This is a genomic window from Cellulosimicrobium sp. XJ-DQ-B-000 (assembly GCF_031119065.1).
Lineage (GTDB): Bacteria > Actinomycetota > Actinomycetes > Actinomycetales > Cellulomonadaceae > Cellulosimicrobium > Cellulosimicrobium funkei.
Genome location: NZ_JAVHYN010000003.1, coordinates 91,131 through 113,362, shown reverse-complemented (window position 1 = coordinate 113,362; position 22,232 = coordinate 91,131). Strand labels below are relative to the sequence as shown.

The window sequence follows — 22,232 nt, the reverse complement described above, 5'->3', positions numbered from 1 at the left end:
AGGGCCTCAGCGCTCCGCCGAGACGCCCTCGGCCTTCTGCGGCCGCGACAGCAGGCCGCGCGCCATCTCGTCGACGGGCATGCCCTCGTGGAGCACCGCGACGACCCCGGCCGTGATGGGCATGTCGACACCGACCTTGCGCGCGAGCTCGAGCACCGAGCGGCACGACTTCACGCCCTCCGCCGTGCCGCCGGTCGCGGCGATCGCGTCGTCGAGGCTCAGGCCCTGGCCGATGTGCTTGCCGAGCGTGTGGTTGCGCGAGAGCGGCGACGAGCACGTCGCGACGAGGTCGCCCATCCCCGCGAGCCCGGGGAACGTCTCCGCGTCCGCCCCGAGCGCGAGCCCGAGGCGCGTGATCTCGACCAGGCCGCGCGTGATGACGGTGGCGGTGGTGTTGTAGCCGAACCCGCGGCCCTGGGCGATGCCCACGGCGAGCGCGATGACGTTCTTCACCGCGCCGCACAGCTCGACGCCGACCACGTCCCGATTGGTGTACGGGCGGAAGTACGACGACGAGCACGCGCGCGCCACGTAGCGTGCCACGTCGTCGTCGGCGCACGACACGACGGTCGCCGTCGGCTGCCGGTGCGCGATCTCGCGCGCGAGGTTCGGCCCCGAGATCACGGCGACGCGCTCGGGAGCCAGGCCGAGCGACTCCGCGACGACCTCGCTCATGCGCCGGTCGGTGCTCAGCTCGACGCCCTTCATGAGGGACACCGCGACGGCGTCGGGCGCCACGTGCGGGCGGAGCTCGGTGAGCGTCTCGCGCGCGACCTGGGAGGGCACCGCGACGACGACGAGCCCGGCGCCCGCGAGCGCCTCGGCCGCGTCGGTCGTGGCGCGGATCCCGTCGGGGAGGTCGATGCCCGGCAGCCGCTTCTCGTTGCGGCGCGAGGCGTTCACCTGCTCGGCGACCTCGGCGTCGCGGCCCCAGAGACGCACCTCGCACCCGGCGTCGGCCAGGACGGCGGCGAACGTGGTGCCCCAGCTGCCCGACCCGAGGACGGCGGCGACGATCCGCTCGGCGCTCACGCGCGGTCCTCCGTCCCGGGCCGACGGCGCAGGTCGAACCGCTCGGCGGGAGCCTTCTCGCCGCGGATCTCCTCGAGCTGGCTCGTGATCGCGGCCATGATGCGCTCGGTCGCCTCGCGCAGCGTCGCGGTGTCCTGCGGGCGGTCGTAGAGGTCGGAGAGGTCGACGGGCGGGCCCGCGTGCACCGCGACCTGCTTGGGCGGGATCGGCTTGAACACCTTGCCGTACGGCGCGAGGAGCCGGTGCGCGCCCCACTGGGCGATGGGGACGACGGGCGCCCGGCTCGCGAGCGCGAGGCGCGCGACGCCGGTCTTGCCCACCATGGGCCAGCCGTCCGGGTCGCGCGTGAGCGTGCCCTCGGGGAAGAACACGACGCACTCGCCCTCGTGGAGCCGCGCGGTGGAGTCCACGAGCGACTGCGCGGCGCCCGCGGTGCCGCGGTGCACGGGGATCATCCCGGTGCGGGTGAGGAGACCGCCGAGCACGGGCACCTTCCAGAGCGACGCCTTCGCCGTGATCTTGGGGGCACGGCCCTGGTCGTAGAGGAAGTGGGCGAGCGTCACCGGGTCGACCTCGGTGACGTGGTTCGCCGCGGCGATGAACCCGCCGTCGGGCAGGTTCTCGGCACCCCGCCAGTCGCGTCGGGTGATCGCGAACAGGATCGGGCGCAGCACGAACGCCAAAGTCTTGTACGCGCGCGGGGTCTGGGGCTGGCTCGGCACGGTCACCGAGCCTACCGGGCGGAGCCCGCCCTCAGATCCAGCCGTGCCGTCGCGCGGCGTGCGCGGCCTCGTGCCGGTTCGCGGCGCCCAGCTTGGCCGCTGCGGACGAGAGGTAGTTGCGCACCGTGCCGGGCGCGAGGTGGGCGCGCGTCGCGATCTCCTCGACGGGGGCGCCGTCGGCCGCGAGCTCGAGCACGTCGGCCTCGCGCGGCGTGAGCGGGCTCGCGCCCGCGGCGATCGCCTCCGCGGCGAGCTCCGGGTCCACGTACCGGCCGCCGTCGCGCACCTGGCGCACGACGTCCGCGAGGACGCGCGCCGAGACGGTCTTCGGCAGGAAGCCCCGCGCGCCCGCCTCGAGCGCGCGCTTGAGGTAGCCCGGGCGACCGTGGCTCGTGACGATGACGACGCCGCACGACGGCAGCTCGCCGGCGAGCCGCTGCGCGACCTCGACGCCGTCGAGGCCCGGCATCTGGAGGTCGAGCACGGCGACGTCGGGCCGGAGCTTGAGCGCGGCCGCGACGGCCTCGGGGCCGGACGCCGCCTGCGCCACGACCTCGAGGTCGTCCTCGAGCGCGAGGAGCGACGCGACGGCGTCGCGGATGAGGTTCTCGTCGTCGGCGAGCAGGATGCGGATCACGCCGGGGTGGTCCTCTCGGGGAGCGGGGACGGGGACGCGCGGTGGGGACGGGCGGCGTCGGGCACGCGGGCCACGAGCCCGAAGCGGCCGTCGTCGACCCACGTCTCGAGGCGACCGCCGGCGCCCTCCAGGCGTTCGCGGAGCCCGACGAGGCCCGACCCGCCGCCGGTGCGCGGCGTCGTCGGGACGCCGTCGTTGACGACCTCCACGACGCTCGACGCCCCGTCGCGGTGGACCGTGATGGTGCACGTGCGCGCGGTCGAGTGCCGCACGACGTTCGTCACGGCCTCCCGGACCGCCCACGCGAGCGCCTCCTGCGCGTCCTCGCCCACGGGGGTCTCGTCGCCGTGCACGGTCGTCTCGATCCCGGCGGACCGCAGGACGGACCGCGCCCCGGCCAGCTCGGCACCGAGGTCGGCCGTGCGGTAGCCCGCGACGACGGCGCGCACCTCGCGCAGCGCGTCCTGCGCGATGCGGCGGACCTCGAGCATCTGCTCCTCGGCGCCGGGGCGGCCGCGGGCCGCGAGCTCCGCCGCGAGCTCGCTCTTCACGGCGACCACGGACAGGGTGCGCCCGAAGACGTCGTGCAGGTCGCGCGAGAACCGCAGCCGCTCCTCGGCGACGGCGAGGCGGGCGTGGAGCACGCGCGTGCGCTCCTGCTCCCACACGACGCCGAGCATCCAGACCGAGGCGCGGTACGAGCCGAAGACGCCGAGCAGCATGACCAGGGCCGAGAGGCCGAGGCCCACCGCGATGCCCGCCGTCCGCGCCGTCACGGGCCCGGTGCCCATCCACACGGAGCACCCGGTGACGACGGCGAGGACCAGCGCGACGAGGGCGACCCGCCGGAACGTGAGCAGGGGGACGAGCGCCAGCACCCCGTAGCCGAGGCCCAGGAGCAGCCCGTAGTAGCGACTGCTCGCGGCGACGTCGTCGACCCCGTCCACGGGGAAGGTGCCGACGGCGAGCGCGGCGACCGCGAGCGAGAGGACCCCGAGGAGGACGAGCAGCACCGGGTGGACGCGGCGTCCGCCGAGGAAGTGCCCGATCCCGGCGCGCAGCGCGAGGATGCAGACGACCGTGTGCACGAGGACGAGCGCCAGCCAGAACCGCGTCACCGACGGGTCGAACGTCGGATCGCTCCCGATGAGGGCGAGCGCGATGAGGGGCTCGGTCCCCGAGAGGAAGTAGAGCGACCATCGGGTGTAGGAGTCGAACCGTTCGGGGCCGGTCCGCCGGCTCCACACGTCGAGGAACGTGCGCGGTCGGGTGATCACGACGACCAGCCTCGCACGCGGACCGCGTGCGAGGCCGTGACAGTCGTCATGAGGTGGGTGCCCCGGGCACCCGTGGACGGCTCAGTCCCGGCGGACGTCCGCACCGAGCGCGACCAGCTTGTCCTGGAAGTTCTCGTAGCCGCGGTCGATGAGGCTGATGCCGCGCACGGTCGACGTGCCCTTCGCGGCGAGCGCGGCGATGAGGTGGGAGAAGCCGCCGCGCAGGTCGGGCACCTCGATGTCGGCAGCGGCGAGCGGCGTCGGGCCCGAGATGACCGCGGAGTGGTGGAAGTTGCGCTGCCCGAACCGGCAGTCGCGCCCGCCCAGGCACTCCTTGTAGACCTGGATGGTCGCGCCCATGCCGCGCAGCGCGTCCGTGAAGCCGAAGCGGTTCTCGTAGACCGTCTCGTGCACGATCGACAGCCCCTTGGCCTGGGTGAGCGCCACGACGAGCGGCTGCTGCCAGTCCGTCATGAAGCCCGGGTGCACGTCCGTCTCGAGCACGATCGGCGACAGGTCGCCGCCCGGGTGCCAGAACCGGATGCCGTCGTCCTGGACGTCGAACCGGCCGCCGACCTTCCGGAACGTGTTGAGGAACATCATCATCTCGGGCTGCGTCGCGCCCTTGACGGTGATGTCGCCGCCCGTCGCCAGCGCGGCCGACGCCCACGAGGCCGCCTCGATGCGGTCGCCGAGCGCGGTGTGCGTGTAGCCGTCGAGGCGGTCGACGCCCTCGATGCGGATCACGCGGTCGGTGTCGACCGAGATGATCGCGCCCATCTTCTGGAGCACCGCGATGAGGTCCATGATCTCGGGCTCGATCGCGGCGTTCGCGAGCTCCGTGATGCCCTCGGCGCGCACGGCCGTCAGCAGGAGCTGCTCGGTCGCGCCCACCGACGGGTACGGCAGCGCGATCTTCGTGCCCTGGAGGCGACGCGGGGCACGGATGTGGATTCCGTTCTCCCGCTTGTCCACCACCGCGCCGAACTGGCGCAGGATGTCCAGGTGGTAGTTGATCGGACGGTCGCCGATCCGGCAGCCGCCCAGGTCCGGGATGAACGCCTCACCGAGACGGTGCAGCAGCGGGCCGCAGAACAGGATGGGGATGCGGCTCGAGCCCGCGTGCGCGTCGATGTCCGCGACGTGCGCCGACTCGACGTTCGACGGGTCCAGGTCGAGGATCCCTGCGTCCGGGTCGGACTTCACGGTGACGCCGTGCAGCTCCAGCAGCCCCGTCACGACGCCGACGTCGCGGATCTGCGGCACGTTGCGCAGCACGCTCGGCGACTCCCCCAGCAACGACGCCACCATCGCCTTCGACACGAAGTTCTTCGCGCCGCGCACGGTGATCGTCCCGTCCAGCGGGGTCCCGCCGTCGACGTACAGCACATCCTTCATGAGCTCTGGTCGCCCTCTCGCCAAGCCGGTGGTCGTGGTGCCCCTGCGGGCAGGGGCCCGCGTGCGGGGCCGCGGACGGCCGTTCCGCGCGCGCGGGTCCCGTGCGTGCCAACGTGCGGCACCCGGAGATTATTCACCCCCTGCGGGGGTGCTCGCCGCCGAACGGACGGCGGCGGCCGTCCCCGACACGTTACTCCCCGGTACGTCCGCGCGGGACGAGCGCCCAGAACCGCGAGACAGAGCCTCGATCGCGCGAGGTAGAGCCCCGGTCCCGCGAGGTAGAGCCGTGGTCGTGACCACGCCTCTACCTCGGCGGACCGGGGCTCTACCTCGGCGGGGTGGGTGGCCGGGTCAGACGGCGTTAGCGTCGAACGCGGCGACGTACCGGTCGATCTCGGCGAGGTAGGCCGCGCGCTGCGAGTCGCCGAGCCACGACGCCTCGAACGAGTTCCTCGCGAGCTGCACGACCTCCTCCGTCGTGAGGCCCGCCGCCTCTGCGAGCGCGACGTAGTTCTCCGCGACGTAGCCGCCGAAGTACGCCGGGTCGTCGGAGTTCACGGTGACGCGCACGCCCGAGCGCAGCAGGCCGGCGATCTCGGTCGCCTTCATGTCGTCGGTGACGAACGAGTTCGAGATCGGGCACGTCGTGAGGCCCAGCCCGCGCTCGCGCACGACGTCGACGAGCGCCGGGTCCTCCACGACGTTCGTGCCGTGGTCCACCCGGTCCACGCCGATCTCGTCGAGCACGGTCCGGATGTTGTCGATGCTGCCGACCTGGTCGATGTCGCAGTGCATCGTCAGCCGGTACCCGAGCTCGCGGGCGCGCGCGAACACGTCCGCGAACTTCTGCGGCGGGTTGTCGCGCTCGTCGGAGTCGAGCCCGACGCCCAGGATCTTGTCGCGGAACGGCACCGACGCCTCGAGCGTCTCGGCCGCGCTCTGCGCGGAGTGGTCGCGCAGGAAGCACAGGATGAGGTGCGCGTCGATGCCGTGCTTGCTCGGCGCCTCGGCCGCGGCGCGGTGGTACCCGGTCACGACCGCCTCGAACGGCACGCCGCGCGACGTGTGCGCCTGCGGGTCGAAGAACATCTCGGCGTGCTTCACGCCGTCCGCCGCCGCGCGAGCGAGGTAGGCGTCGGCGAGCTCGTAGAAGTCGTCCGCGGTCTGCAGCACCTCCATCGCCGGGTAGTACACGGCGAGGAAGCTCGTCAGGGAGTCGAACGCGTACGTCGCGCGCACCTCCTCGACCGTCGACTGGCCGATGTCGATGCCGTTGCGCTGCGCGAGGCGCAGCTTGAGGTCGGGCTCGAGCGTGCCCTCCAGGTGCAGGTGCAGCTCGGCCTTCGGCAGGCCGGTGACGAACTCGCGGGTGGGCGTCGTGGGCGCGGGCATGGGTCTCCTTCTCGGTCGGTGTCCCCCGGGACCATCTTCTCCCGTGCACGACGACGGCGGCGCACCCGGGTGGGTGGCCGCCGCCTCGTGTGCGCCGGGGGACGGGAGAACCCGTCAGAGCAGCCGACCTCCGGTCACGCCGATGCGGTCACCGGTGATGTAGCTCGACTCCTGCGAGGCGAAGAACACGTACGCCGGCGCGAGCTCGGCCGGCTGCCCGGCGCGGCCGAGCGGCGTGTCGGCACCGAACTGCTCGACCTTCTCCTCCGGCATCGTGGCCGGGATGAGCGGCGTCCAGATCGGCCCGGGCGCCACGGCGTTGACGCGGATGCCCTCGGGCGCGAGCTGCTGCGCCAGCCCCTTGGTGAAGTTGAGGATCGCCGCCTTGGTGCTGGCGTAGTCGAGCAGCGGAGGGCTCGGGTCGAACGCCTGGACGGAGGTCGTGTTGATGATCGCGCCGCCGCTGGGCAGGTGGTCGAGCGCCGCCTGCGTGATCCAGAACAGCGCGTAGACGTTCGTCTTGAGGACCCGGTCGAGCTGCTCGGTCGTGATCCCCCGCAGCCCGTCGTCCTGCGCCATCTGGTACGCGGCGTTGTTCACCAGCACGTCGAGCCCGCCGAGGCCCGCGACGGCGTCCGCGACGAGCTGCCGGCAGAACGCCTCGTCGCGGATGTCGCCCGGCAGCAGCACGGCCGTGCGGCCCGCGTCCTCGATCCACCGGGCCGTCGTGCGGGCGTCCTCCTCCTCTTCCGGGAGGTACGAGATCGCGACGTCCGCGCCCTCGCGCGCGAACGCGATCGCGACCGCCCGGCCGATGCCCGAGTCGCCGCCGGTGATCAGCGCCCGCTTCCCGTCGAGCCGGCCCGACCCCCGGTAGGTGGTCTCCCCGTGGTCCGGCTCCTGCGACATGTCGCCCGTGCGTCCCGGCGGCTGGAGCTGGTCCGCGGGCTGCTCCGGCTGCGGCTGCTGCGTCGTGGGGTCCTGCGGCGTGGTCTGGTCGGACATGAGCAACTCCCCTGTCGTCGTTCGGCGGAACGTCCAGCATGGGGGCGTCCGCGCGCGCTCGCAGCGCGCCCGCCCCGTGCGCCGACGACGAGCGCCCTGGTCCGCCGAGACCGGACCCACGCGGTACGCGAGCCCGACGGCCTGCAGAGCCCGGCCGCGAGCTGCTCGTGCACCTCTCGCTCGCGCCGCGTCAGCGCACGCACGACCTCACCCACGGAGCCCGCTAAGGTACTTCGCATGCGAAACGACAGCCCGGCGACGGTGGGCTCCGACGAGCTGCGGATCCAGATCCCGGCGGGCGGCTGGGTCGTCGGCACGGTGCGCAAGCCCGCCGAGGAGTCCCCCCGCGGTGTCGTGGTGATCCATCCCGCGACGGCGGTCCCCGAGCGCCTGTACACGGGGTTCGCGGAGTTCCTCGCCACTCATGGGTATGTCGCCGTCACCTACGACTACCGCGGCACGGGCCGGTCCGGCAGCCCCCGCGACCACCGCGGCCTGCGCATGCGCGACTGGATGGCCGACGACGTCCCCGCGGTCGCCGCGTGGGCCCGCCCGCGGTTCGGCGACGTGCCCCAGCTCGCCGTCGGGCACAGCATCGGCGGGCACGCGCTCGCGCTCGGCAAGGGCTCACGGGGCCTGGCCGGGTTCGTCACGGTCGCGTCCCACGTCGCCGCGACGTCCGCGATCCCCGACCGCGCCGAGCGAGCGCGCGTCCGACTGATCCTGCGGGCGCTCGGCCCCGCGACGGCCCGGGTGCTCGGCCACGTCCCCGGCCGTCGTCTGAGCCTCGGGGAGGACATGCCCGCCGCCGCGATGCTCGAGTGGAGTCGCTGGTCGACCATGCCGGGCTACTTCTTCGACGACCCGACCATGCGCGCCGCCGCGGACGCGGCACGCGTCACGGGCGACGTCCTCGCCGTCGGGTTCACCGACGACCCGTGGGCCACCCCCGCGCAGATCGACGCGATCACCGACCGCCTCACGGCCGCCCACGTCGAGCGCCGCACCTGGAGCCCCGCCGACGGCGGCGTGGAGGCGATCGGCCACATGGGCTTCTTCCGCCGCGGCCTGCGCGACACGCTCTGGCCCGAGCTCCTCGCCTGGCTCGACGCGCGCGCCGCGGCCGCCCCGTCGCAGCAGGACGGGAACGTCCACTTCCCCGCCAGGAAGCCGCGACGATGACGGGCCGCCCGCCGCGGCTGGTGTTCCTCACCACCGCGGCGGAGCGCCAGATGCGGCGCTGGATCGCGCGCCGCGGCAGCGCGCGCACGACCGGGGACGGCGGCCCGGGACTCGGGGCCGCCGCCGCCGGTGTGCTGCTGCACCTCGCCACCCACCCCGGCGCGACGATCGGCGAGGTGACGGCCGCGCTGCAGGCCTCCCCCGCCGGCACCAGCGGACTGCTCGCCCGCATGGAGCGCGCGGACCTCGTGCGCCGTCGCCCCGACCCCGACGACCGCCGCACCGTCCGCCTGGACCTCACGCCCACCGGCACCGCGGCGCTCGACGACGTCCGCGCCGCGCTCGCCGAGCTGAACGACCGCCTCACCGAGGGCTTCACCCCCGACGAGCTGGTCACCGTCGCCCGATGGCTCGAGCACGTGACGCGGACGCTCGCCTAGCGGCACCGGCGGATCGCCCGGCGGACCGTCCGCCTCCCCGGCGAGGGCGCGCGGGGGGCACGTTCGTCCCCAGGCGCAGCACGCCCGCCGGACAGCACGAGGCCCGGACCTGAGACAAGCAGGTCCGGGCCTCGGCTCGGGTGGTCGCCCGCGCGGGCGACCGCGTCTGACGGGTCAGAAGTTGATCATGTGCCCCGCGAGGCCGTGGATCGACTCCTGGACGGCCTCGGACAGCGTCGGGTGGGTGTGCACGTTGCGCGCCACCTCGTTGACCGTGAGGTCCCACTTCTGCGCGAGCGTGAGCTCGGGCAGCATCTCGGAGACGTCGGGGCCGATGAGGTGGCCGCCGAGGAGCTCGCCGTAGGTCTCGTCGGAGATGAGCTTGACGAAGCCGACCGGGTCGCCGAGGCCGTGCGCCTTGCCGTTCGCCATGAACGGGAAGGTCGCGACCTTGACCTGGTAGCCCTCGTCGCGCGCCTGCTGCTCGGTGAGGCCGAAGCTCGCGACCTGCGGCTGGCAGAACGTCGCGCGCGGCATCATGCGGTAGTCGCCGAGCGTGAGCGTCTCGGCGCCGCCGATGGTCTCCGCCGCGACGACACCCTGCGCCTCCGCGACGTGCGCGAGCATGAGCTTCGCGGTGACGTCGCCGATCGCGTAGATGTGCTCGACGTTGGTGCGCATGACGTCGTCGATCGCGATGGCACCGCGCTCGGTGAGCTGGACGCCGGTGTTCTCCAGGCCGAAGCCCTCGACGTTGGGCGCGAAGCCGACGGCCATGAGGACCTTGTCGACGACGAGCTCGCCCGGCTTGTCGTCCTTGACGCCCTTGTAGCTGACGGTGACGCCGTCGGCGCCGTTGTCCTTGACCGTCTGGACGGCGGTCGAGGTGAGCAGGTTGACGCCGAGCTTCTTGTACTGCTTGGCGATCTCCTTCGACACGTCGGCGTCCTCGTTGGGCAGCGCGCGGTCGAGGAACTCGATGATCGTCACGTCCACGCCGTAGTTCTTGAGGACGTAGGCGAACTCCATGCCGATCGCGCCCGCGCCGACGATGGCGATCGAGCGGGGCAGGTCGCGCGTGAGGATCTGCTTCTCGTACGTGACGACGTTCTCGGACAGCTCGACGCCCGGGAGCAGGCGTACCTTCGAGCCGGTCGCGATGATGACGTTGTCGAACGTCACCTGGTCGGTCGAGCCGTCGGCGAGCTTCACGTCGAGCGTGTGCGCGTCGCGGAACGTGCCGCGGCCGTCGTACTCGGTGATCTTGTTCTTCTTCATGAGGAAGTGCACGCCCTTGACGCGCCCCTCCGCGACGGTGCGCGAGCGGTCGAACGCCGCGCCGAAGTCGAAGCTGACCTCTCCGGAGATGCCGAAGGTCTTCGCGTCGTGCTGGAAGATGTGCGCGAGCTCGGCGTTGCGCAGGAGCGCCTTGGACGGGATGCAGCCCACGTTGAGGCACACCCCACCCCAGTACTTCTCCTCCACGACCGCGACCGACAGGCCCAGCTGGGCTGCACGGATCGCGGCCACGTAACCACCGGGACCTGCACCGAGGACGACGACGTCGTAGTGGGATGCCATGGCCTCAAGCCTACTGGCGCAGCATCGGCCGTGGCGCGCCCGCGTGCGCGACGTCCGCCACACCCGGCCCCGCCCCGGTCCTGGGCCGTCCCGGTGTTGACCGCGCGTCGGCGCCCGGGCGACGATGGCCGGGATGCGACACCTGCGGCTCCTCCTTCGTCGGCCGCGCTGAGCCCGCCGGGCGGGCACGCTCAGCGCGGCGGTGCCTGCGCGTCCCCGAGGGGCCGCACGGCGAGTGCCCGACGACGAGCCCACCTCTCGAGGAGCCCTCCCGATGCACGCCGCACCCCCACCCCACCCTTCTGTCCCCACTGTCCCGATCGTCCCCGCCGACCATGCGGGTGTCGACCATGTCGAGCCGAGCTCGGGCGACAGCCGCATGCTCGGCGCGTCGTCGCGAGAGATCGAGGACCGCTGGCAGCAGTACTGGGCCGAGCACGGCACGTTCCGCGCGCGCGACGACGGCTCGCGCCCCCGCAGGTACCTGCTGACGATGTTTCCCTACCCTTCAGGCGACCTGCACATGGGTCATGCCGAAGTGTTCGCGCTGGAGGACGTCGTCGCGCGGTACTGGCGCCTGCGCGGGTACGACGTCCTCAACCCGATCGGCTGGGACTCGTTCGGGCTGCCCGCCGAGAACGCGGCGATCCGCCGCGGCGAGAACCCCGCCGTCTTCACCGAGACGAACATCGCGACGCAGGCCGCCACCGCGCGCCGGTACGGGGTGTCGTTCGACTGGTCGCGCCGCCTGGAGACCCACCGACCGGAGTACTACCGCTGGACGCAGTGGCTGTTCCTGCGGCTGCTGGAGCGCGGCCTCGCCTACCGCGCGACGGCGTCGGTGAACTGGTGCCCGGTCGACCGGACCGTGCTCGCGAACGAGCAGGTCGTGGGCGGTCGGTGCGAGCGGTGCGGGGCCGCCGTCGTGCACCGCGAGCTCACGCAGTGGTTCGTGCGCGTCACCGCGTACGCGGACCGCCTGCTCGACGACATGGAGGCGCTCGAGGACGCGTGGCCCGCACGCGTGCTGACGATGCAGCGGAACTGGATCGGGCGCAGCGCCGGGGCGCGCGTGCGCTTCCCCGTCGTGCCCGACGACGCCCCCCACGCCCCCGCGAGCGCCGCGCCCGGGGCCGCCTCGCGGCCCGAGCACGTCGAGGTCTTCACGACGCGTCCCGACACCCTGCCCGGCGCGACGTTCGTCGCGGTCGCGCCGGACGGGCCGCTCGCTGCGGCACTGTGCGCACCGGAGCGCGCGGAGGCGCTCGCCCGGCACCGGGAGACCGCGCTGGCGTCCGGGGAGATCGAGCGGACGAGCGCGCAGCGCCCGAGCGCCGGGACGTTCCTGGGCGCCTGGGTCCGCCGCCCCGGCAGCGACGAGCGGCTGCCGGTCTGGGCCGCCGACCATGTGCTGCCCCACTACGGGACGGGAGCGGTCATGGGCGTGCCCGCGCACGACGACCGCGACGCGCGCTTCGCCGCCGCCCACGGCCTGCCGACGGGGTCGGGCGAGACGTGGCCGGGCGTGGAGGAGGCGATCGCCCGCCTGGAGGACGACGGCACGGGCGAGCGTGCGACGTCGTACCGGCTGCGCGACTGGCTGGTCTCGCGGCAGCGCTACTGGGGCGCACCCGTCCCGGTCGTGCACTGCCCGGGGTGCGGCGTCGTGCCCGTCCCGGACGACGACCTGCCCGTCCGGCTCCCCGACCTGGCCGGCGACGACCTCCTCCCTCGGGGCCGCTCGCCGCTGGCCGCCCCCGCCGCCGAGGCGTGGCGGCGCGTGCCGTGCCCCCGGTGCGGCGCCGACGCCGAGCGCGACCCGGACACGCTCGACACGTTCGTCGACTCGTCGTGGTACTTCCTGCGGTACTGCTCGCCGGGCGACGACAGCCCGCCCGACGACGTCCCGTTCCGCCCCGAGGACGCGCGTCGGTGGATGCCCGCGGCGCAGTACGTGGGCGGCGTCGAGCACGCGATCCTGCACCTGCTGTACAGCCGGTTCGTCACGAAGTTCCTGCACGACGAGGGCTGGGTGGACGTCGTCGAGCCCTTCGCGACCCTGCTCAACCAGGGTCAGGTGCGCAACGGCGGGCGGGCCATGAGCAAGTCGCTCGGGAACGGCGTCGACCTCGGCGAGCAGCTCGACCGGCACGGTGCCGACGCGGTCCGCCTCGCCCTGGTGTTCGCGGGGCCGCCGGAGGACGACGTCGACTGGGCCGACGTCGACGCGAGCGCGATGCGGCGGTTCTGCGCGCGCGTGCTGCGGCTCGCGGACGCCGTCGGACCGGCCGCCGGGCCGCGGGCGACCGGCCCCGAGGTGCTGGGCGCCGTCGTGCCCGGGTCGCGGGCTCACGCGCTGCGCCGGGCCACGCACCGGACCGTGCACGAGGCGGAGGACCTGCTCGACCGGAGCCGGTTCAACGTCGTCGTCGCGCGCGTCATGGAGCTCGCGAGCGCCGCGCGGCGCGCCACCGACACCGGGCCGGCGTCCGACGAAAAGGCCGGCGCGCACGCCGCCGCCGTGCGCGAGGCCGTCGAGGCCGCCGTCGTGCTGCTGAGCCTGGTCGCGCCGCACACGGCGGAGGAGGCGTGGCACCGCCTCGGGCGCGAGCCGTCGGTGACCGAGGCCGACTGGCCGACCGTCGACCCGGCGCTGCTCGTCGTCGACGAGGTCGTGGCGGCCGTCCAGGTCGACGGGAAGGTGCGCGACCGGGTGCGGGTGGCTGCGGACGTCGACGAGCGGACGCTGCACGACCTCGCGCTCGCGACCGCGGGTGCCGCCCGGGCGACGGCCGGGCGGCACGTCGTGCGCGTCGTCGTCCGCCCGCCGCACCTGGTGAACGTGGTGACCCGCCCCTCCACGGACGACCCGGCAGTCACGTGAGCCGCCGCCGAGCACGGGGTGGGCGACCGGAATCGCCTCGATCCGGTCGCCGGTCCCGTGCTCGGCGCCCCGGTGCCGGCGGGTGCGGTCCTGCGACGCGTGGTGGGGGCGGAGTCGCTACGATGCTGCGGCCGCGTCCACTCGACCAGCGGGCCCGTGCGCGGCGACACGGGCCGGCGCACGGAGCACCCACCCATGGCCTTCGGACTCGCTGCCCTCCTGGACGACATCGCCGCGTTCGCCAAGCTCGCGGCCGCCTCGATCGACGACGTCGGCGCGGCCGCCGGGCGTGCGAGCGCGAAGGCGACGGGCGTCGTCATCGACGACACCGCCGTCACGCCCCGCTACGTCGAGGGCCTGGCCGCCAAGCGCGAGCTGCCCGTCGTCAAGCGGATCGCGACCGGGTCGCTGCGCAACAAGCTGCTGTTCATCCTCCCGGCGATCCTGCTCCTGAGCCAGTTCCTTCCCGATCTGCTCACACCGCTGCTCATGCTCGGCGGCACGTACCTCGCGTTCGAGGGCGCCGAGAAGGTGTGGGAGCTCGTCTCGGGGCGGCACCACGCCGAGGTCGAGACGAAGACCGAGAAGAAGGCGGTCGACGAGGACTCGGTGGTGTCGAGCGCGGTCCGCACCGACTTCATCCTCAGCGCGGAGATCATGGTCATCGCGCTCAACGAGGTCGCCTCCGAGAACTTCTGGTCGCGTCTGATCATCCTCGTGATCGTCGCGATCCTCATCACGGTCCTCGTCTACGGGGTCGTGGCGCTCATCGTGAAGATGGACGACATCGGCCTGCACCTCGCGAAGCGCGACACGCCCTGGGTCCAGTCGTTCGGGCGCGGGCTCGTGAGCGCGATGCCGAAGGTCATGTCCGTCATCTCGATCGTCGGGATCGTCGCGATGCTCTGGGTGGGCGGCCACATCCTGCTGCAGGGCACGTACGACCTCGGCTGGCACGGCCCGTACGACGTCGTGCACCACCTCGAGCACGCCGTGACCGGCGTCGCGGGCGTGGGCGGGTTCCTCGGCTGGCTCGTCAACACGGCGTGCTCCGCCGTCGTCGGGATCGTGGTCGGCGGCGTCGTGGTCCTCGTGGCGCACCTGATCCCGCGCCGCAAGCACGGCGAGCCCGCCGCGACCGAGCCGACGACGCCGGACGGCCCCGCCCCGACCGCCGGCTGAGCCCACGCCGGGCCGAGTGGCCTGGTTGGATGAGGCATGGACTCCGGCACCTGGACCAACATCGGCCTCGTCCTGCTCTTCATCCTCGTCGGCGGCGTCTTCGCCGGGACCGAGATCGCGCTCGTCTCGCTGCGCGAGAGCCAGGTCGCCCGCATCGAGAAGCAGTCGGCGCGCGGCGCCCGGGTCGCGGCGGTCGCGCGCGACCCCAACCGCTTCCTCGCCGCGGTGCAGATCGGCGTCACCGTGGCGGGCTTCTTCTCGGCCGCGTACGGCGCGTCGACGCTCGCGCCGGATCTCGCGCCCGCGCTCGAGGACCTGGGGCTGTCGAGCGGTCTCGCGGACACCGTCGCGCTCGTGGGGCTCACGCTCGTCATCGCCTACCTCTCCCTGGTGCTCGGCGAGCTCGTGCCCAAGCGCATCGCGCTCCAGCGCTCGGCGGGCGTCGCGCTCGTCGTCGCCCCTCCCCTGGACCGCTTCGCGACCCTCATGCGGCCCGTCATCTGGCTGCTGTCGCGCTCGACCGACGGCGTCGTGCGGCTGCTCGGCGGCGACCCCTCGGCGCGCAGCGAGGAGATGAGCGAGGAGGAGCTGCGCGAGATCGTGCTCGCGCACGAGTCGCTGCCCGAGGACGAGCGCCGCATCCTCGACGACGTGTTCGCAGCGGGCGACCGCTCGCTCGCCGAGGCGATGACGCCGCGCGGCGAGGTCGCGTTCCTCGCGGCCGACACCCCCCTCGCGGACGCCGCCCAGACGGTCGCGGCGGGCCCGTACTCGCGCTACCCGGTGACGGGCGACGACTTCGACGACGTCGTCGGCTTCCTCCACGTGCGCGACCTGCTCGGCCGGGACTGCCCCGACCACCCGCCGACGGACCCGACGACGGGGCGCGCCCTCACCGTGCGCGACGTCGTGCGGCCCATCCTCGCGCTGCCCGCGACGAACACCGTGCTGCCCGCGATGTCGCAGATGCGGCGCGAGGGCGTGCACATCGCCGTCGTCGTCGACGAGTACGGCGGCACCGACGGGATCGTCACGCTCGAGGACCTCGTCGAGGAGCTCGTGGGCGACATCCGTGACGAGTACGACGCCGACGAGCCGTCGCCCGCTCGCGAGCACGGCGCGACGACGAGCGTGGACGCCGGACAGACGATCGAGGAGTTCGCGCGCCGCACGGGCGTCGAGCTGCCCGACGGCCCGTACGAGACCGTCGCCGGCTTCGTCCTGGCGCAGCTCGGGCGCCTCGCCCTCGTGGGCGACCACGTCGACGCGGACGGCTACCGGCTCACGGTGACCGACGTCGCGCGGCGGCGCATCGTGCGCGTGGACGTCGTCCCGCTCCCCTGACCGCTGAGCGCACGACGCTGAGTGCGGGAAACAGTCGCGTCCCGGCACCTCGGACGCGACTTTTTCCTGCACTCAGCGGTGTGGGTGGGGCCGCGTAGCGTCGGGTGGATGAGCGCAGCGACGACGGAGACACGGTCGGGGATCAAGGTCGGGGTGGTCGGGAGCTTCGGCTCCGCCGCCCAGGTGCTGGAGATGGCGGTCGGGGCGGAGGACGCCGGCTGGGACGGGTTCTTCTCGTGGGACGGGCTGAGCCTGCTGTCCATGCCGGTCGACACGTTCGACCCGTGGGCGGTGCTCGCCGCGGCGGCGGTCCGGACCGAGCGGATCACGCTGGGCGCGATGGTCTTCGCGCTCCCCCGCCGCAAGCCGTGGGAGGTCGTGCGCCAGGCGCTGACCGTCGACCACCTGTCGGGCGGCCGCCTCGTGCTGCCGGTCGGCGTCGGCGTGCTCGACGACGGCGGCTTCTCCGCCGTGCCGGGTCAACCGCAGTCGCTGCGCGAGCGCGCCGAGCTGCTCGACGACGCGCTCGCCTACCTCGACCGCGCGTGGACCGGCGAGCGGTTCACGTTCGAGGGGACCCACGTGCGGACCGGGGAGATGCAGTTCCTGCCGCGCCCGGTCGAGCGTGCCGTCGTCGGCCACCACGTGCCGGTCTGGCCGGTCGGCGTGTGGGACGCCGAGCGCCCGCCGGCGCGCTCGCTCGACCGCACCCTGCGCGCCGACGGGATCGTGCTCCAGCTCCGCGGCGACCGCGGCTTCGACGTGCCCACGCCCGACGACGTCTCCGCCCTCGTCGCGTGGCTCACCACGCGCCGCGCCGAGCTGGGCCTCGACGCGGACCGGCCGTTCGACGTCGTCGTCCAGGGCGAGCTCCCGGCGGACCGCTCCGCGGCGGCCGACCAGCTCGCCGGCCTCGCCGACGCCGGAGCGACCTGGTGGGTCGAGTCCCGCTGGAACCCCGAGACCGCGACCCCGGAGTCGCTGCTCGCCGCGATCCACGCAGGCCCGCCCCGTCCCTGAGCAGGGACGGGGCGAGGCGACGCACGGGCTCGGCCGCGCGACGTGTGTCGGCAACACGATCACGGGCGGGCTCTGGGGTGGTGACGACGGGTCGTGGCGGGCCTGGCGGGAGCAGGGCGAGGGACGAGCCCTGCGGAGGGTAGACCCGTCGTCACCACCCCAGCGCCCGCCCCCCGACCATGAACCCGAAGAATCAGACCGGCCGCGCCGCCTCGATCTCGACCTTGGGCAGCGTCTTCGCGGGCAGCGTCTTCGGGCGCCACGACGCGCGCGTCGCCTCGAACGCGGAGATCTCGTCCTCGTGCTGGAGCGTGAGGCCGATGTCGTCGAGGCCCTCCATGAGGCGCCAGCGCGTGTAGTCGTCGATCTGGAACGGCACGGTGACGTCGAGCGCCGACGCGGTGCGGGCGACGAGGTCGACCGTCACCTCGGTGCCCGGGTTGGTCTCGAGGATCTTCCAGAGCAGCTCGACGTCCTCCTGCGCGACGATGCCTGCGACGAGGCCCTGCTTGCCGGAGTTGCCGCGGAAGATGTCGGCGAAGCGCGACGCGAGGACGACGCGGAAGCCGTAGTCCTTGAGCGCCCAGACGGCGTGCTCGCGCGACGAGCCGGTGCCGAAGTCGGGCCCGGCGACGAGCACGGAGCCCGCACGGTAGGCGTCCTGGTTGAGGACGAACGTGGGGTCGCCGCGCCAGGCGGCGAACAGCGCGTCCTCGAACCCGGTGCGCGTCACGCGCTTGAGGTAGACGGCGGGGATGATCTGGTCGGTGTCGACGTTGCTGCGGCGCAGCGGGACGCCGACGCCGGTGTGGGTCGTGAACTTCTCCATGGCAGGAACCTCTTCGGGTCTTCGGGGCGACGAGTGGGGCAGCGCGGCGCGGTTGGCTCAGACCTGCACGAGGACGCGCGGGTCGAGCGGCGCGAGCGGCGTGCCGTCGAAGGACGTGATGTCGGTGCCCTCGGGCAGGTCGAGGTCGCTCAGCGAGGAGAGCGTCCCGCGCAGCGCGGTGGCGGCGGCGACGAGCGGCGACACGAGGTGCGTGCGCCCGCCCTTGCCCTGGCGGCCCTCGAAGTTGCGGTTCGACGTCGAGGCGGCGCGCTCGCCCGGCTGGAGCTGGTCGGGGTTCATGCCCAGGCACATCGAGCAGCCGGCGTTGCGCCACTCCGCGCCGAAGTCGAGGAAGATCTGGTCGAGGCCCTCGGCCTCGGCCTGGAGGCGCACGCGCGCGGACGCCGGGACGACGAGGACGCGGACGCCGTCGGCCTTCTTCTTGCCCTGCACGACCTTCGCGACCGAGCGCAGGTCCTCGATGCGGCCGTTGGTGCACGACCCGATGAACACGGTGTCGACGGGGATCTCGCGCAGCGGCTGACCGGGCGTGAGACCCATGTACTCGATCGCACGCTCGGCGGCGACGCGCTCGTTCTCGTCCGCGATCTGCTCGGGGACGGGCACGGTCGCGGAGATGGGCAGGCCCTGGCCGGGGTTGGTGCCCCACGTGACGAAGGGCTCGAGGTCGGACGCGCGGAGCGTGACCTCGGTGTCGAACACGGCGTCGTCGTCGGAGCGCAGCGTGCGCCAGTACTCGACGGCCGCGTCCCAGTCGGCGCCCTCGGGCGCGTGCGGGCGGCCCTTGAGGTACTCGAACGTCGTGTCGTCCGGGGCGATCATGCCGGCGCGCGCGCCCGCCTCGATCGACATGTTGCAGATCGTCATCCGCGCCTCCATGGAGAGCTTGCGGATGGCCTCGCCGCGGTACTCCAGGACGTAGCCCTGGCCGCCGCCGGTCCCGATCTTGGCGATGATCGCGAGGATGATGTCCTTGCTCGTGGCGCCGGGCGGCAGCTCGCCGTCGACGTTGATCGCCATGGTCTTGAACGGGGCGAGCGGGAGCGTCTGCGTGGCGAGCACGTGCTCGACCTCGGACGTGCCGATGCCGAACGCGAGCGCACCGAACGCGCCGTGCGTCGAGGTGTGCGAGTCGCCGCACACGACCGTCAGGCCGGGCATGGTGAGGCCGAGCTGCGGCCCGACCTGGTGCACGATCCCCTGGTCGGCGTCGCCGAGCGAGTGGATGCGGACGCCGAACTCGCGCGCGTTGTTGCGCAGCGTGTCGATCTGCGTGCGGCTCGTGAGGTCCGCGATCGGCAGGTCGATGTCGAGCGTCGGGGTGTTGTGGTCCTCGGTCGCGATGGTGAGGTCGGGGCGGCGGACCGGGCGGCCCGCGAGGCGCAGCCCCTCGAACGCCTGGGGGCTGGTGACCTCGTGCACGAGGTGGAGGTCGATGTAGAGGAGGTCGGGCGACCCGTCGGCGCCTCGTCGCACCAGGTGCGCGTCCCAGACCTTCTCCGCCAGCGTGCCGGCCATGTAGCTCATCTCCTCGTCGTCTGTCACGGTCCTCCTGGGGGGTACGGAGAGCCGCCTGGGTCGATGGTCCGCCGTCCGGCATCCTGCCGGGGAAGACGTCCAGCGGGTGGAACATCCGTGCCGGACTTGCATCTCAGTGCGTGAGACGTCAATATCGACCTATGGACAATACTAGCGGAGTCGGAGTGCTGGACAAGGCGGCCTCCGTCCTGGGCGCCCTGGAGTCCGGACCTGCCACCCTCGCCCAGCTCGTCACGGCCACGGGCCTGGCCCGCCCGACGGCGCACCGCCTCGCCGTCGCCCTCGAGCACCACCGCATGGTCGCGCGCGACATGCAGGGCCGGTTCGTCCTCGGCCCCCGGCTCAACGAGCTCGCGACGGCGGCCGGCGAGGACCGCCTGCTCGCCGCCGCGAACCCCGTGCTGACCGCGCTGCGCGACCACACGGGCGAGAGCGCCCAGCTCTACCGCCGCCAGGGCGACCACCGCATCTGCGTCGCGGCCGCCGAGCGCCCCGTCGGCCTGCGCGACTCGATCCCCGTCGGCGCGACGCTCACCATGAACGCGGGCTCCGCCGCCCAGGTCCTGCTCGCGTGGGAGGAGCCGGACCGGCTGCACCGCGGGCTGCGCGAGGCCGTCTTCACCGCCACGATCCTCTCCGGCGTCCGACGCCGCGGGTGGGCCCAGTCCGTCTCCGAGCGCGAGCTCGGCGTCGCGTCGGTCTCCGCGCCCGTGCGCGGCCCGTCGGGCCGGGTCGTGGCCGCCGTCTCCATCTCGGGCCCGGTCGAGCGACTGAGCCGCCAGCCCGGGCGGCTGCACTCCGGCTCGGTCGTCGCCGCCGCGAACCGCCTCACCGAGGTGCTGCGCCGCGCCGGCGAGTGAGGACGGCGACGCCGGCCCGCACCGGGCCGACGTCGGCGTGCCGCGGGCCGCAAACGGGACGCGCCCTGTCAAAATGTCCCCGGCTGCTGCCATGCTGTGCGTGCCCGACGCCCGGACAGCGCAGCGGTCGCGGGGGCGACCGCTGACCGTCCGATCCCGAGACACGAGGAGTTCCGATGCACCCGAAGCTGAAGGCCGCCCTGATCTGGGTCCTCGTGATCTTCGCCGTGTACGCGATCGTCACGAGCCCGGACCGCGCGGCCGACATCGTCGAGGGCATCTGGGACGTGATCGTCGGGGCGTTCCGCTCGATCGGCCAGTTCTTCAGCTCGCTCCTGGACTGACCGTGGCCCGCGGCGGACCTCGCAGCAGGATCCTGGACCGCTACGTGCTCAACGGCGAGCGGGTCGTCATCGCGACGCGCCACCACTGGGGGATGCTCCTCGAGCCCGTCGCGACCACCGTCGCGGGGGCGGTCGCGATCGCCTGGCTCGTGGTGCAGGCCGGCCCCGCGGTCGGCGACGGCGTGCTCGTGCTGTGGTGGCTGTGGCTGATCCTCGCCGCCCGCCTGGTGTGGAAGGTCTTCGAGTGGCGCAACGAGTGGTTCGTCGCCACGGACAAGCGCCTGCTCCTGCTCTACGGCCTCATCACGCACAAGGTGGCGATGATGCCGCTGACCAAGGTGACGGACATGAACTACGGGCGCTCGCTCGTCGGGCGCGTGCTGGGCTACGGCCAGTTCCTGCTCGAGTCCGCCGGGCAGGACCAGGCGCTGCGCCAGATCGACTGGGTCGCGCACCCGGATCGGACCTACCGCCTGCTGTGCGACACGCTGTTCATCCCGGGCGTCCGCCCGGGCGGAGCGCCGACCGGCCCGGGCGGGGCCGCCGCGACGACGGGGGGTGCGCTGCCCGCGACCGTGCCGCCGCCCGCGCCGCGCCCGCCGCAGCCTGCCGAGCCGCTTCCGGTCGAGCCCGCGCCCGCGTGGGACGGACGCAGCCCGGCCGCCACGACCCCGCCTCCCCCGGCACCGCTCCCGTCGGACCCGCGGGTCGTCGTCGTGCCCGGCCGGTCCGCCGGCGCGTCGAGCGGGCCCACCCAGCCGATCCCCGTGACCGGCGACGCTCACGCGGCGCGGGACGCCGCGCGTCCCGACGGCCCGCCGGCGGGGCCCGGCGAGGACGAGCAGGGCTGGACGGTCTCCGGCGAGCACCGCGCGACGTACGTGCCGGTCACGCCCCCGCGGCCGTCGTCGACGCCCATCCCGAAGCCGTACGAGCCCGGCCCCGGGCGCGACGGCGCCCCCTGACCGGCCGCACCACCCACCACCCGGTAGCAAAGGCCCCGAGGCCGACCTCCGCGGGGTCTCGCACGCCACGCGACGTGCGTCACACTCAACACCGGCCAGGCCCGCCATCGATCGACGAGCGGCCAACGGGCGCACGGAAGAAACGACGAAGGCCCGGTCACCGTGATGGTGACCGGGCCTTCTTCTGTACCCCCAACGGGATTTGAACCCGTGTTACCGCCGTGAGAGGGCGACGTCCTAGGCCGCTAGACGATGGGGGCCTGTGGAGCTTCGTACCGTTTCCGGTCCGTTTCTCCGGTGAGAACTCTACCTCATGTTTCTCGCGGTCTTGACCGCTCGATCCAGAGCCGGAGCTCTTCGCTGGGGTACCAGGACTCGAACCTAGACTAAGTGAACCAGAATCACTCGTGCTGCCAATTACACCATACCCCAAGGGGGTAACCGATCCGCGTCGGGAAGCCGTGACGACGAGTCATAGACCCGTCCCCTGGCTCCCTCCCGTGGAGGTCCCACCGGCCGAGAACATTACCGGACATGCCGACGCGGACCAAATGCGCTGCGCGCGCCCGAGCGGCCCG

19 protein-coding genes and 2 tRNA genes are annotated in these 22,232 nt (G+C 73.4%); 9 read left to right on the top strand and 12 right to left on the bottom strand.

Features of this window, described 5'->3' with window-relative positions:
• Positions 1–6: 6 nt before the first annotated feature.
• The 7 genes from RDI86_RS06625 to RDI86_RS06595 form a co-directional block, all read right to left on the bottom strand.
• Entirely contained in the window at positions 7–1,032 is a 1,026-nt protein-coding gene (locus tag RDI86_RS06625; protein ID WP_308820991.1) for an NAD(P)H-dependent glycerol-3-phosphate dehydrogenase, read from the bottom strand.
• Complete coding sequence (locus tag RDI86_RS06620) at positions 1,029–1,754, bottom strand: lysophospholipid acyltransferase family protein (RefSeq protein ID WP_251176125.1); 726 nt, start codon at positions 1,752–1,754, stop codon at positions 1,029–1,031. The genes RDI86_RS06625 and RDI86_RS06620 overlap by 4 nt, the downstream gene beginning before the upstream one ends.
• Positions 1,755–1,785: 31 nt before the next feature.
• Positions 1,786–2,391 (bottom strand): response regulator transcription factor, encoded by a 606-nt coding sequence (locus tag RDI86_RS06615; protein WP_061266816.1) that lies wholly within the window; start codon positions 2,389–2,391, stop codon positions 1,786–1,788.
• The gene (locus RDI86_RS06610) at positions 2,388–3,668 is read right to left on the bottom strand and encodes a sensor histidine kinase (RefSeq protein WP_308820990.1); all 1,281 of its coding nucleotides are present in this window, start codon (positions 3,666–3,668) and stop codon (positions 2,388–2,390) included. The genes RDI86_RS06615 and RDI86_RS06610 overlap by 4 nt, the downstream gene beginning before the upstream one ends.
• An 81-nt stretch (positions 3,669–3,749) precedes the next feature.
• Positions 3,750–5,066 carry a UDP-N-acetylglucosamine 1-carboxyvinyltransferase gene (gene murA / locus RDI86_RS06605; protein ID WP_061266819.1) on the bottom strand — a complete coding sequence of 439 codons (1,317 nt, stop codon included), beginning with the start codon at positions 5,064–5,066 and terminating at the stop codon, positions 3,750–3,752.
• Between the two features lie 351 nt (positions 5,067–5,417).
• Positions 5,418–6,458: an adenosine deaminase gene (locus RDI86_RS06600; RefSeq protein WP_021481137.1), complete on the bottom strand. Its 1,041-nt coding sequence runs from the start codon at positions 6,456–6,458 to the stop codon at positions 5,418–5,420.
• Positions 6,459–6,572: 114 nt separating this feature from the next.
• Entirely contained in the window at positions 6,573–7,463 is an 891-nt protein-coding gene (locus RDI86_RS06595; protein ID WP_285845083.1) for an SDR family oxidoreductase, read from the bottom strand.
• Between the two features lie 237 nt (positions 7,464–7,700).
• Between RDI86_RS06595 and RDI86_RS06590 the strand changes: the two genes are divergently transcribed.
• Both RDI86_RS06590 and RDI86_RS06585 read left to right on the top strand, forming a co-directional pair.
• A complete protein-coding gene (locus RDI86_RS06590) occupies positions 7,701–8,645 on the top strand; it encodes an alpha/beta fold hydrolase (protein ID WP_251176124.1) in 945 nt (314 codons plus the stop codon).
• Positions 8,642–9,085 (top strand): MarR family winged helix-turn-helix transcriptional regulator, encoded by a 444-nt coding sequence (locus RDI86_RS06585; protein WP_114552892.1) that lies wholly within the window; start codon positions 8,642–8,644, stop codon positions 9,083–9,085. The genes RDI86_RS06590 and RDI86_RS06585 overlap by 4 nt, the downstream gene beginning before the upstream one ends.
• 174 nt (positions 9,086–9,259) lie before the next feature.
• On the opposite strand, the gene lpdA is transcribed toward RDI86_RS06585, so the two are convergent.
• The gene (gene lpdA, locus RDI86_RS06580; protein ID WP_034654525.1) at positions 9,260–10,666 is read right to left on the bottom strand and encodes a dihydrolipoyl dehydrogenase; all 1,407 of its coding nucleotides are present in this window, start codon (positions 10,664–10,666) and stop codon (positions 9,260–9,262) included.
• A gap of 379 nt (positions 10,667–11,045) precedes the next feature.
• Here lpdA and RDI86_RS06575 point away from each other — a divergent pair, with 379 nt between their 5' ends.
• The 4 genes from RDI86_RS06575 to RDI86_RS06560 all read left to right on the top strand — a co-directional run bounded on the left by RDI86_RS06575 (position 11,046) and on the right by RDI86_RS06560 (position 17,096).
• The gene (locus RDI86_RS06575; protein ID WP_171468758.1) at positions 11,046–13,550 is read left to right on the top strand and encodes a class I tRNA ligase family protein; all 2,505 of its coding nucleotides are present in this window, start codon (positions 11,046–11,048) and stop codon (positions 13,548–13,550) included.
• Positions 13,551–13,745: 195 nt separating this feature from the next.
• Complete coding sequence (locus RDI86_RS06570) at positions 13,746–14,732, top strand: DUF808 domain-containing protein (protein WP_076405820.1); 987 nt, start codon at positions 13,746–13,748, stop codon at positions 14,730–14,732.
• Positions 14,733–14,768: 36 nt separating this feature from the next.
• Positions 14,769–16,076 (top strand): hemolysin family protein, encoded by a 1,308-nt coding sequence (locus RDI86_RS06565; RefSeq protein WP_076405677.1) that lies wholly within the window; start codon positions 14,769–14,771, stop codon positions 16,074–16,076.
• A 108-nt stretch (positions 16,077–16,184) separates the two neighbouring features.
• Positions 16,185–17,096: an LLM class flavin-dependent oxidoreductase gene (locus tag RDI86_RS06560; protein ID WP_308820989.1), complete on the top strand. Its 912-nt coding sequence runs from the start codon at positions 16,185–16,187 to the stop codon at positions 17,094–17,096.
• Between the two features lie 193 nt (positions 17,097–17,289).
• On the opposite strand, the gene leuD is transcribed toward RDI86_RS06560, so the two are convergent.
• Both leuD and leuC read right to left on the bottom strand, forming a co-directional pair.
• Positions 17,290–17,925, bottom strand: a complete 636-nt coding sequence (leuD, locus tag RDI86_RS06555) for a 3-isopropylmalate dehydratase small subunit (RefSeq protein ID WP_076405679.1) — start codon at positions 17,923–17,925, stop codon at positions 17,290–17,292.
• Positions 17,926–17,982: 57 nt separating this feature from the next.
• Complete coding sequence (leuC, locus tag RDI86_RS06550; RefSeq protein ID WP_061266852.1) at positions 17,983–19,464, bottom strand: 3-isopropylmalate dehydratase large subunit; 1,482 nt, start codon at positions 19,462–19,464, stop codon at positions 17,983–17,985.
• Positions 19,465–19,625: 161 nt separating this feature from the next.
• On the opposite strand from leuC, the gene RDI86_RS06545 reads away from it, so the two are divergent.
• The 3 genes from RDI86_RS06545 (at position 19,626) to RDI86_RS06535 (ending at position 21,654) form a co-directional block, all read left to right on the top strand.
• A complete protein-coding gene (locus RDI86_RS06545) occupies positions 19,626–20,345 on the top strand; it encodes an IclR family transcriptional regulator (protein WP_034654517.1) in 720 nt (239 codons plus the stop codon).
• 176 nt (positions 20,346–20,521) lie between these two features.
• Positions 20,522–20,689, top strand: a complete 168-nt coding sequence (locus RDI86_RS06540) for a hypothetical protein (protein WP_163187158.1) — start codon at positions 20,522–20,524, stop codon at positions 20,687–20,689.
• Positions 20,690–20,691: 2 nt separating this feature from the next.
• Positions 20,692–21,654 (top strand): PH domain-containing protein, encoded by a 963-nt coding sequence (locus tag RDI86_RS06535; RefSeq protein WP_240696673.1) that lies wholly within the window; start codon positions 20,692–20,694, stop codon positions 21,652–21,654.
• A gap of 187 nt (positions 21,655–21,841) precedes the next feature.
• Here RDI86_RS06535 and RDI86_RS06530 read toward each other — a convergent pair.
• Together RDI86_RS06530 and RDI86_RS06525 are read right to left on the bottom strand one after the other, a co-directional pair.
• Positions 21,842–21,914, bottom strand: a tRNA-Glu gene (locus RDI86_RS06530).
• A gap of 100 nt (positions 21,915–22,014) precedes the next feature.
• Positions 22,015–22,086, bottom strand: a tRNA-Gln gene (locus RDI86_RS06525).
• Positions 22,087–22,232 lie beyond the last annotated feature (146 nt).

Coding starts and splice junctions, on each gene's coding strand:
- RDI86_RS06590 (WP_251176124.1), top strand. CDS start 7,701: ATGCGAAACGACAGCCCGGCGACGGTGGGCTCCGACGAGCTGCGGATC.
- RDI86_RS06600 (WP_021481137.1), bottom strand. CDS start 6,458: ATGCCCGCGCCCACGACGCCCACCCGCGAGTTCGTCACCGGCCTGCCG.
- RDI86_RS06570 (WP_076405820.1), top strand. CDS start 13,746: ATGGCCTTCGGACTCGCTGCCCTCCTGGACGACATCGCCGCGTTCGCC.
- RDI86_RS06575 (WP_171468758.1), top strand. CDS start 11,046: ATGCTCGGCGCGTCGTCGCGAGAGATCGAGGACCGCTGGCAGCAGTAC.
- leuD (WP_076405679.1), bottom strand. CDS start 17,925: ATGGAGAAGTTCACGACCCACACCGGCGTCGGCGTCCCGCTGCGCCGC.
- RDI86_RS06595 (WP_285845083.1), bottom strand. CDS start 7,463: ATGTCCGACCAGACCACGCCGCAGGACCCCACGACGCAGCAGCCGCAG.
- lpdA (WP_034654525.1), bottom strand. CDS start 10,666: ATGGCATCCCACTACGACGTCGTCGTCCTCGGTGCAGGTCCCGGTGGT.
- leuC (WP_061266852.1), bottom strand. CDS start 19,464: ATGGCCGGCACGCTGGCGGAGAAGGTCTGGGACGCGCACCTGGTGCGA.
- murA (WP_061266819.1), bottom strand. CDS start 5,066: ATGAAGGATGTGCTGTACGTCGACGGCGGGACCCCGCTGGACGGGACG.
- RDI86_RS06540 (WP_163187158.1), top strand. CDS start 20,522: ATGCACCCGAAGCTGAAGGCCGCCCTGATCTGGGTCCTCGTGATCTTC.
- RDI86_RS06560 (WP_308820989.1), top strand. CDS start 16,185: ATGAGCGCAGCGACGACGGAGACACGGTCGGGGATCAAGGTCGGGGTG.
- RDI86_RS06565 (WP_076405677.1), top strand. CDS start 14,769: ATGGACTCCGGCACCTGGACCAACATCGGCCTCGTCCTGCTCTTCATC.
- RDI86_RS06545 (WP_034654517.1), top strand. CDS start 19,626: ATGGACAATACTAGCGGAGTCGGAGTGCTGGACAAGGCGGCCTCCGTC.
- RDI86_RS06585 (WP_114552892.1), top strand. CDS start 8,642: ATGACGGGCCGCCCGCCGCGGCTGGTGTTCCTCACCACCGCGGCGGAG.